3 protein-coding genes are annotated in these 11660 nt (G+C 40.2%); all 3 read left to right on the plus strand.

Annotated features, from left to right (window positions below; genetic code table 11):
• Window positions 1-126: 126 nt before the first annotated feature.
• Window positions 127-5535, plus strand: a complete 5409-nt coding sequence (locus IQ246_RS02635) for a non-ribosomal peptide synthetase (RefSeq protein ID WP_193999860.1) — start codon at window positions 127-129, stop codon at window positions 5533-5535.
• Window positions 5536-5853: 318 nt separating this feature from the next.
• Complete coding sequence (locus tag IQ246_RS02640) at window positions 5854-10455, plus strand: type I polyketide synthase (protein ID WP_193999862.1); 4602 nt, start codon at window positions 5854-5856, stop codon at window positions 10453-10455.
• 116 nt (window positions 10456-10571) lie between these two features.
• Window positions 10572-11660: an LLM class flavin-dependent oxidoreductase gene (locus IQ246_RS02645; RefSeq protein WP_193999864.1), complete on the plus strand. Its 1089-nt coding sequence runs from the start codon at window positions 10572-10574 to the stop codon at window positions 11658-11660.

Genomic DNA, 11660 nt, shown 5'->3' on the forward strand with positions numbered 1-11660 from the left:
TAAACTTGCCCATTACCCAAGACTGTGCGCGAATCTAACTTTGGTCAAGAAGTCTACAAATCGCTAGTACAGTTTTCAGCTAAACCGCTTATGACAGTTACATTCCAGAATTAAGTGTGCATCTCAATGCCTGAACATAAAAATACTCAAAGCAGTAATGCCTTGGAAGGCATTTGCGAATTTTCTACTGTTGTTGAACTTTTACGTTATAGAAGTAGCCGACAGGCTAAACAGCTGAGTTACACATTCTTAGGCGATGGGGAAACACAAAGCGATCGCCTGACCTATCAAGAGCTAGATAGATCTAGTCGAGCGATCGCATCTCAACTGCAAAGCTTAGATCTAAGTGGAGAACGTGCCTTACTACTTTATCCACCAGGTTTAGAATATCTTGCCGCCTTTTTTGGGTGTCTGTATGCTGGGGTCGTAGCAGTTCCAGCTTATCCACCACGCAACCAACGCAACACCCCCAGAATTTTAGCAATTTTAGAAGATGCACAAGCAGCAGTAATTCTGACTACCGCCGCCCTTTTGCCTCAATTGCAATCTTTGTTTGCTAACAAAATCAATAATATTCAGTGGCTAGCCACTGATAACCTCGCTCCTGGTATAGAAAAAACTTGGCAAGAGCCTTTTATTAATACAGCAACTTTGGCCTTTTTGCAATATACTTCTGGCTCTACCGGCACACCCAAAGGTGTAATGCTCAGTCATGGCAACCTACTCCACAATGCTGTTGTGACTCGCCAATATATGGAACATTCTTCCAGGAGTAAGTTTGTCACTTGGCTACCTGTTTATCATGACATGGGTCTGATTGGCGGAGTGCTGCAACCTCTATATGGTGGTTTTCCTTGTATCATGATGCCGCCAGCAACTTTCCTCCAGCGTCCTTATCGTTGGTTACAAACAATTTCTCGTTATGGAGGAACCACTAGTGGCGCTCCCGACTTTGCTTATAAACTTTGTGTTGAAAAAATTACCCCCGAACAACGTTCAACCCTAGATTTAAGCAGTTGGAATGTTGCTTTTAATGGTGCTGAACCAATTCGTCACGAGACTCTAGAGAAGTTTGCAGCTACCTTCGCTGAATGTGGGTTTCGTCCAGAAGCTTTTTATCCTTGCTATGGCATGGCAGAAGCCACTTTAATGGTATCTGGAAGTGTAAAAAATGCTTTAGTAACGACGAAAACCTTACAAAAAACTGCTTTAGAAAGTAATCATATAATTGATGCAACTACTAATGATGAAAATTCAACAGTATTAGTCGGTTGCGGTCGAGTTGTACCACAGCAGCAGATTGTAATTGCCAATCCAGAAACCTTCACTCGTTGTGAACCCGATGAAGTTGGCGAAATCTGGGTATCAGGCCCTAGTATCGGCCATGGTTACTGGAACCGACCAGAAGAAACAGAGCAAACTTTCCGCGCCTACTTGCAAGATACGGGAGTACAGCGCTCCGCGCATGAAAACAGCGAAGCGTCAGGGCCATTTTTACGGACTGGAGATTTAGGCTTTTTGCATAATAGCGAACTCTTTATTACTGGACGAGCTAAAGATTTAATTATCATCAGGGGACGTAATCTCTACCCACAAGATATTGAGTTAACCGCAGAACGAAGCCATAAAACATTACGCGCAACAAGCGTTGCAGCCTTTGCAGTAGAGGTAGAAAAAGAAGAACGTCTGGTAGTTGTACAAGAATTAGAGTTTCGTGCCAAACCTAATATAGATGAAGTGACGGCTGCTATTCGCCAAGCAATTACAGAAGAACATGAAATAGAAGTTTATGCAGTTATTTTAATCAAAGCCGGCACGATTCCCAAAACTTCCAGTGGTAAGATTCAACGTCGCGCTACTAAAGCAGGATTTTTAGCAGGTACATTAGATGTTGTTGGTAGTAGTATTTTGAAAATTGCCCAGACAACGGTAGCAGAAGATTGTCTGACACGCACAGAATTACTAGCAGTAGAAGCAGAACAACAACAGCAGTTATTAAACTCTTATTTACAAAAGCTAGTAGCACGAGTCTTAAAGGTAACACCTTCTCACATAGCGCTAGAGCAACCTTTGAGTAGTTTGGGTCTAGACTCCCTCAAAGTTTTTGAGTTAAAAAACCTGATTGAGGTTGATTTTGGGGTAACTATATCTGTAGCTGACTTCTTTGATGGTGCTGGTATTGCTGAGTTAACAACCCAAATACTAGACCAAGTTAATAGGAATTTGACTAGTGTGTATCTGCCCATCTCTAAAGTAGAGACAGCCACTAGCCAACATCCACTTACCTTTACTCAACAGCAGTTGTGGTTTATCAATCAACTGCAACCTGGGACAGCTACGTATAATATTCCTGTAGCTATTAATCTGACAGGAAAGTTGAATGTGCCTGCGTTAGTTCGCAGCCTCAACGAAATTATTCAAAGACACGACATCTTACGAACCAGCTTTGAGGTGGTGGATGGTGAACCTATCCAAAAAGTTGCAGATGCGATCGCGCTTAACGCACGCTCCGCGATCGCATTCAGTTTACCAGAAATTGATTTACGTCATTTCGCTGACGAACAACAACAGACTGAAGTACAAAAGTTATCTCAGCAAGAGGCTCAGTCATCTTTTGATTTAGGACAAGCACCTTTGTTGCGGGCAAAACTGCTGCACTTGCAAGCAGAATCGATATTACTTATAAATCTGCATCATTTGGTTGGTGATGGTTGGTCAATCAAGGTACTAGTTCAAGAATTATCTACGATTTATCAAGCTTTCTGTGCTGGTAAACCCTCGCAACTACCTCAGCTTCCTGTACAGTACACAGATTTTGTGTATTGGCAGCGAAATTGGTTGCAAGGTGAAGTTATAGAAAAGCATTTAGCTTATTGGAAGCAGCAGTTAGGCGGAAATTTACCTGGATTGCAACTACCTACTGACCTCCCCAGACCTCCAATACAGACTTTTCGGGGAGCGCAGCAGAAGTTTGTATTGTCTACAACATTAACTGAGTCAATCAAACAGTTAAGCCAACAGCAGGGTGCAACCTTATTTATGACCTTGTTGGCGGCTTTTCAAACTTTGCTTTACCGCTACACAGATCAAGAAGATATTCTTGTTGGTTCACCAATAGCCAACCGCAACCGTGCTGAACTGGATCAGTTAATTGGGTGTTTTGTCAATACTTTAGTATTGCGTACTAATCTAGAAGGAAATCCCACATTTACAGAATTGTTGGGACGAGTGCGAAAGGTTGCAGTTGAGGCTTATACTCATCAAGATTTACCCTTTGAGAAGCTAGTAGAAGCGTTACAGCCAAATCGGGATCTTAGTTATAACCCATTGTTCCAGGTGATGTTTGTGCTTCAGAATCCTGCATCTAATAGCATCTGGAAAACTGACGAACTTGAGACAAGAACAGCCAAGTTTGATGTCCTTCTATCAATGATTGATAGTGAAGAAGGATTGACAGGGACGCTAGAATACAACACCGATTTATTTAATTCAGATACTATAGCTAGGATGGTAGAGCATTTCCAAACCCTGTTAGAGGGTGTGGTTATTGATCCCAATCAGGGTATTTCTGAGTTATCAATATTGACACCTGTTGAACGTCAAACGCTACTGGTAGAATGGAATAATACTCAGGTTGATTATCCTCAAGAAGCTTGCATCCATAACTTGTTTGAGGCACAGGTAGAAAAAACACCAGATGCGATCGCTCTAGTCTTTGCTAACCTAGAACTTACCTATCGTGAGTTAAACAATCGAGCCAATCAACTAGCGCACTACCTAGAAAATGTGGGTGTACAACCAGAAACCTTGGTTGGTGTCTGCATGGAACGCTCTATGGAAATGGTTGTCGGGATATTAGCTATCCTTAAAGCAGGGGCGGCTTATGTACCCTTAGATCCTACTTACCCAGCAGAGCGGCTTCATTTTGTGCTAGAAGATGCTCAGTTGAAATTTATCCTCACTCAACAAAAACAAAGCCACAAATTAGCTAACGATAAAACACAACTAATCTGCCTGGATACAGACGGGGAAATCATTGCTCAACAAAGTACAGATAATCCCAATAGTCAAGTTGTACCTGCATCCTTGGCTTATATTATTTACACCTCCGGTTCTACAGGTAAACCCAAAGGTGTTTTAGTCAACCACGTCAACGTTGTGCGTTTATTTGCTGCCACTGATGCTTGGTTTAAGTTTAACCAGCAGGATGTGTGGACGTTGTTTCACTCGATAGCCTTCGATTTCTCAGTGTGGGAAATCTGGGGTGCTTTGCTGTATGGCGGTCGTTTAATTGTAGTTCCCTATGAAGTCAGTCGTTCACCCCAAGCATTCTATGAGTTATTGGCTCAACAACAGGTAACAGTTCTCAACCAAACTCCTTCAGCCTTCCGTCAATTGATACAGGTTGATGAATCTGTCGCTGCTGCTGAAAAATTAAAACATTTAAGGTATGTCATCTTCGGTGGTGAGGCTTTAGAACTGCAAAGTTTGCAACCTTGGTTTGAGCGATATGGAGACAAGTCACCACAGTTAGTCAATATGTACGGGATTACAGAAACAACCGTACACGTTACTTACCGCCCTTTAACTAAAGCAGATGTCACTCAGGCACAGGGAAGTGTAATTGGTATTCCGATTCCTGACTTGCAAGTTTACCTGCTAGACAAACATCAGCAACTTGTACCAATAGGAGTTCCGGGTGAAATGTACATTGGTGGTGCCGGTTTGGCGCGGGGTTATTTGAATCGTCCAGAACTCACACAACAGAAGTTTATTTCTCACCCATTTACACTAGGAACACGTCTTTATCGTTCTGGAGATTTGGCACGATATTTACCTAATGGTGAATTAGAATACCTTGGCCGGATTGACAACCAGGTGAAGATTCGTGGCTTCCGCATTGAGTTAGGAGAGATTGAGACAACACTAAGCCAATACCCAAGAGTCAGAGAAACGGTGGTTTTAGTAAGGGAAGACATAGCAAATCATCGACGGTTGGTTGCATACATAATTCCTGATCAAAAGTCAGCCCTTTGCCTGAATGAATTAAGGTATTTTTTGAAGAGAAAACTGCCTGAATATATGATTCCTTCTGCCTTTGTAGTTTTAGAAACATTACCTCTGAACCCCAATGGAAAAGTAGACCGTCGTGCTTTACCTGCACCGGAGAACTTGCGTCCAGAGTTGGCAACTAATTACCAAGCTCCTCAATCTGAGGTTGAAAAAACAATAGCTAAAGTTTGGAAACAGGTACTACAGATAGAAAAAGTAGGTATTCATGATAATTTCTTTGACCTTGGTGGACATTCTTTACTAGTGGTACAGGTAAACAACCAAATCAGAGAAACATTGAAACAGGATTTATCGGTTGTAGAAATGTTTCAAAATCCAACTATTAAGTCACTGGCGGAACATTTAGATAAGAAAGCAAATGATGTCTCTGCCTTCCACTCAATGCGTGAACGTACTGATAAGCAAAAAGCAGCTATTAATAAACAACAACAATTCATGAGAAAACAGAGACAAAAGCTTTAGATGGCATTAGACATTAAAAAAATTAATTTTATGGATCAAGGTGAGCAAATTCTAATTAAAAAATCGTTTTTAGAGAATTTCTAGAAGAAAAATATAAGTAAGTTTGGGTGAATAAATCAAAATACATTAAGTAATGGAAAAAATAAATTAGTCCTCTCTACGAGACGCTACGCGAACACTACAAACCTTGAATTATTTACGCTGCTCTACTTACCTTTAAATATGAAGTTTTTTGGATGTTGAATTTTATATTTTCCGAAAATACTCTTAGCATTATCTGTCTTTGATGTCGCACAATAACAATAGCAATAACCAATAATGAGTACAGAAATACACAAGTTGGAGCAAAGTATAGCAATAATTGGCATGACAGGACGGTTTCCTGGAGCTAAAAACATCACAGAGTTTTGGCAGAATTTATGTGATGGAGTTGAGGCAATTTCTCAGTTCAGTGATGAAGAATTAATTGCGGCTGGCGTAGATCCATCATTATTCAAGAATGCTAACTATATAAAAGCTGGCGCGGTATTAGATGACATAGATTTATTTGATGCTGGTTTCTTTGGGTTTAATCCTAAAGAAGCGGAGATGACTGATCCCCAACATAGATTATTTTTAGAATGTGCTTGGGAAGCATTAGAAAATGCTGGTTATGATGCTCAAAGATGCGAAAGCCGAATTGGGGTTTATGCAGGTGCTAGTTTAAATAATTATTTGCCATTTCAGTTAAATATTGACCAAATTGGTTCAGCGCATAGTTTTCAAAAGTTAATTGGAAATGATAAAGATTTTCTGTCTACTCGCGTTTCTTACAAATTAAATCTGACTGGGCCAAGTCTCACAATACAAACCGCTTGTTCTACTTCTTTAGTAGCAACTGCTTTAGCTTGCCAAAGCTTACTCAATTATCAATGTGATATGGCTTTGGCTGGTGGGGCTTCAATTCGTGTACCCCAAAAAACAGGGTATTTACATCAAGAAGGAGGAATTTTATCATCTGATGGTCATTGTCGCGCCTTTGATGCCAAAGCAAAAGGGACAATTATTGGTAATGGTGTAGGGGTGGTGTTATTAAAGCGGTTATTGGATGCGATCGCAGACGGTGATCACATTTATGCTGTAATTAAAGGTAGTGCCATCAATAACGATGGTTCTAACAAAGTTGGCTATACAGCGCCTAGTGTCAACGGACAAGCAGAAGCGATCGCCGAAGCAATAGCCCTGGCTGATGTTGAACCTGAAACAATCAGCTATATCGAAACTCATGGGACAGGAACCGCTTTAGGCGATCCTATAGAAATCGCTGCGTTAACAAATGTTTTTCGGGCGGAGACTGAGAAAACAGGTTTTTGTGCGATTGGTTCTGTCAAAACCAATATTGGACATTTAGACGCTGCTGCTGGGGTTACAGGTTTAATTAAAACCGCTTTGGCTTTGCAACATAAATTGATTCCTCCCAGCTTAAATTTTGAACAACCCAATCCAGAAATTGACTTTGCTAATAGTCCTTTCTACGTCAATACAAAGCTGACTGAATGGAGTGCAACTTCTACACCGCGCCGTGCTGGAGTTAGTTCTCTAGGTATTGGTGGGACTAATGCTCATGTCATTCTAGAAGAAGCTCCTTTGGTGACAAGAGTGGAGAAGCAAAACAAAGATTATCAGTTGTTAGTACTTTCAGCTAAAACTGATTCAGCTTTAGAAACTGCTACTAAGAATCTTGCTCAACACCTCAGACTGTATCCTGAGTTGAATTTGGCAGATGTAGCTTACACATTGCAAGTAGGGCGTGGAGTATTTAATTATCGCCGTGTTGTGGTTTGCCAAACTACTCAAGAAGCAATAAACGCCTTAGAAAGTATAGATCCTCAACAAGTATTAACTCACTTTGAGGAACCAACTCAACGCTCTATTATCTTCATGTTTCCTGGGCAGGGCGCTCAGTATGTGGGGATGGGTAAAGAACTTTACCAGACTGAGCCTACATTCCGCGAACAGGTGGATTGTTGTTGTTTGCTACTCGAACCGCATTTAGGGTTAGATTTACGTTCAGTTATTTATGCACATGAGTCTGAAAAACAATTAGCAGAACAACTCAAGCAAACATCCTTAGCACAACCAGCATTGTTTGTAATTGAGTATGCTTTGGCTCAACTGTGGATGTCTTGGGGTATCTCGCCGCAAGCGATGATCGGCCACAGTATTGGGGAATATGTAGCCGCTTGTCTTGCTGGTGTGATGTCGTTGGAAGATGCATTAACTTTGGTTGCTGTGCGTGGGCGACTGATGCAGCAAATGGCTACGGGTGCAATGCTTGCTGTTTCTGCATCAGCAGCAGAGGTTAAAACTTTCCTCAATGAAGATTTAGCTTTAGCTGCTAGTAATGCACCTTCTTTGTGTGTGGTTTCTGGAAGCGATGATGCAGTAAACAAGATTGCTGAAAAGCTGACAGGTAAGGGGATAGAGTGTCGCAGTTTGCATACTTCCCATGCTTTTCACTCCCAAATGATGGAACCGATGTTAGAACCATTCATAACGGAACTGCAAAAAGTCAAACTTAATCCTCCTCAAATTCCCTTTATTTCTAATTTGACGGGTACTTGGATTTCAGCGCCAGAAGCAACATCTGCGGATTATTGGGCGCAGCATTTACGTCAAACAGTACAGTTTTCAGATGGTTTATCAGTTTTGCTGCAAGAAACCGAACAGCTATGCTGCGCCCCAGGCGATCGCATACTTTTAGAAGTAGGGCCAGGAAGAACTTTGTGTACTCTTGTCAAACAACACACCCAACAAGCGGCTGGACAAGTTGTATTACCTTCCTTACGTCATCCCCAAGACGAAAAATCAGATATTAATTTCTTACTTAACATTTTAGGGCGGTTGTGGTTAGCAGGAATTGAGATTAATTGGTCTGGTTTTTATACCCATGAACAGCGTTACCGCGTACCTTTACCGACTTATCCCTTTGAACGTCAGCGTTATTGGATTGAACCAGAAATACAAACTCAAGTATTTGATCAAGTTGAAAGCAAGCAGGCTAAAAAATCTAATATTAGTGACTGGTTTTATATTCCTTCTTGGAAACGAGTTCCTCTTGTTAAAACAAAAGATATTACCTCTGATTATTCTCTAATTTTTGTAGATGAATATGGCGTAGGTTCACAACTTGCTCAACGATTACAACAACTTGGGCAAGATGTAATTACTGTCAAAGTAGGAGAAAAATTTGCTCAACTTGATACCAATACATACGCTATCAATCCGGCTCAAGCGGATGATTATCAAAACTTACTACAACAGTTACGGGAACAAGAAAAAACTCCCAATACAATTACCCACTTATGGAGTTTTACCCAATCACAAACTTTATCTTGGGAAACAACCCAAAATGTAGGTTTCTACAGTCTTCTTTACCTAGCACAAGCAATTGGACAACAACAGATAAGTGATGTGATTCAACTTTGTGTTATTGCTAATCATCTGTACGACATAGCAGGAAATGAAGAATTATATCCTGAAAAAACAACCATAATAGGCGCGTGCAAAGTCATTCCTCAAGAATATCAAAATATCAGTTGTCGTCTGGTTGATATTTTACTACCTACATCAACAAGTGAAGATTTTCTAGAGCAGTTATTGCCAGAATTAACAGCAGAATCAGAAGATTCAATAATTGCTTACCGGAATAATTACCGTTGGGTACAAAGATTTGAGCCTGTTGCATTACAAGCCGCTACCGAAGATAAAATTCGTTTGCGCCAAAAAGGAGTATACCTAATTACAGGTGGAATGGGAGGTATCGGTTTAGTTTTAGCTGAATATTTGGCCAAAACGGTACAAGCAAAACTTGTTTTATTAGGACGTTCTCTCCCATGTGAAAACGAGAAAATCAAACAATTAGAAGCATTAGGTGCAGAAGTATTGGTACTGGCTGCTGATGTTACTAATTATGAACAGATGCAGAGTGCGATCGCGCAATCTTTAGAACGCTTTGGTACAATTCACGGTGTCATCCATACTGCTGGTATTGCTGGTGCAGGGATGATCCAACTCAAAACACCAGAAATTGCCGAAAAAGTTTTTGCACCCAAAATTCAAGGAACACTAACTCTAAATAATGTTCTCAAAAACATCAATTTAGACTTCTTAGTTCTTTGTTCATCCTTAAGTTCAATTCAAGGAGGATTTGGACAAGTAGACTATTGTGCTGCTAATACCTTTTTAGATGCGTTCGCTCATTGGAATACAGCAACAAATAACAAATTTACAGTTGCTATTAACTGGGATGCTTGGCAACAAGTTGGAATGGCAGTTAATACTAGTGTTCCTGATGAAATCAAAAGCTGGCGTGAAGAAAATTTAAAAAATGCTATTCTGCCAGCAGAAGGAGCAGATTGTTTTAGCCGTATTTTGGCAACCTCTTTACCTCAATTTATAGTTTCTACGCAAGATTTACAGTTAAAAACGGAGCAACTGAATCAATTAATTTTATCTTTATCATTAGCTCAAAAGCCAGTAAATTCTTGCCAAGTAACTGCCAGCAGACATTCACGTACTCTGCAAGAAAATACTTATATAGCCCCTAGCAATGAAATTGAACAAACTATTGCCAATATCTGGGAAGAACTCATTGGAATTGAAAAAGTAGGGATTCATGATAACTTCTTTGAATTAGGTGGACATTCTTTACTAGCAGTCCAAACTATTTCTCGCCTCAGAGAAGCCTTTCAAGTCGAATTACCACTACGTACACTCCTTTTTGATGCGCCAACAATTAGTGAATTAGCTAATGTCATCGTCGAAAAACAACCACAATCAGAAGAACTTAATGAAATCGCAAAACTTTTAGCAGAAGTAGAAAATCTTTCCCTTGAAGAACTTGACAAACAACTAGCTCAAGAATCACCAGTTAGTTAAATCAATTTTAATTGTGTATCTCCTTCTTTGCGTCTCTGCTCCTACCCTGCGGGTTCGCCTTTGGCGTTCTCGTAGAGTAGCCGCTCCGCGTCTATGCGCTAAACTTTCATAAAAATATGGAATTCAGCATCCTCTACTTTTCCGGCGATGGCTCAACAACCGAATCAGAGAAATATAAACTCTTGATAGAAACAGCTAAACTTGCCGATAAAAACGATTTCACAGCAGTATGGACTCCCGAACGCCATTTTCATCCTTTTGGAGGTTTATATCCAAATCCCTCGGTGATTAGTGCAGCTTTAGCAATGGTGACAGATAAAATTCAACTCAGATCAGGTAGTATTGTCATGCCATTACAACATCCTGTCAGAGTAGCTGAAGAATGGGCTGTAGTTGATAATTTATCTGGTGGTAGAGTTGGACTTTCTTTTGCACCGGGTTGGCACGCCGATGACTTTTTATTACGTCCAGAAAATTACGCTGAACGTAAAGAAGTTATGTGGCGTGACATTGGAATTTTACAAAAACTTTGGCACGGTGAAGAAATAGAATTTGTTAATGGCTCAGGCAATAAAGTTAAAGTAAAAACATTTCCTCGTCCTATACAATCTCAAGTACCCATTTGGATTACTTGCCAAGCAGACGCTACATTTATGGGAGCAGGTAAAATAGGCGCTAATGTTTTAACTTCCCTTTTGTACGCCACCATTGATGATTTAGCACAACAAATATCTCTTTATCGTCGTACTTTGGCTCAACATGGCCACGATCCAAAAAGTTGCAAAGTTTCTTTGATGATGCATACTTATATAGGAGATAATGAACAATTAGTTAAGCAACAAGTAAAACAGCCTTTTTGCAATTATCTCAAAACACATTTTGGCTTAGTTGAGAACTTAGCTAAACGCATCAATTTTCAATTCAATCCCGAAAATTTTACAGAAGAAGACCGACAGCAGCTTTTAGAGTTTGCCTTTGAACGCTACTTTCAACAAGGTAGAGTGTTAATTGGTACGCTAGAAAGTTGTCGTCAAACAATTGCACGTCTGAAAGAAATTGGCGTAGATGAAATAGCTTGTCTCGTTGATTTTGGTCTAGATTTCGATACAGTAATGACAAGCTTAAATAAGCTAACAAACTTTAAGCAAAACTATCAGCTAATAAACAACACAAGTAGATATTCAACTTTAAGCTTATTTGGGTAA

This window comes from aff. Roholtiella sp. LEGE 12411, assembly GCF_015206995.1.
In the GTDB taxonomy this organism is placed as follows: domain Bacteria; phylum Cyanobacteriota; class Cyanobacteriia; order Cyanobacteriales; family Nostocaceae; genus Komarekiella.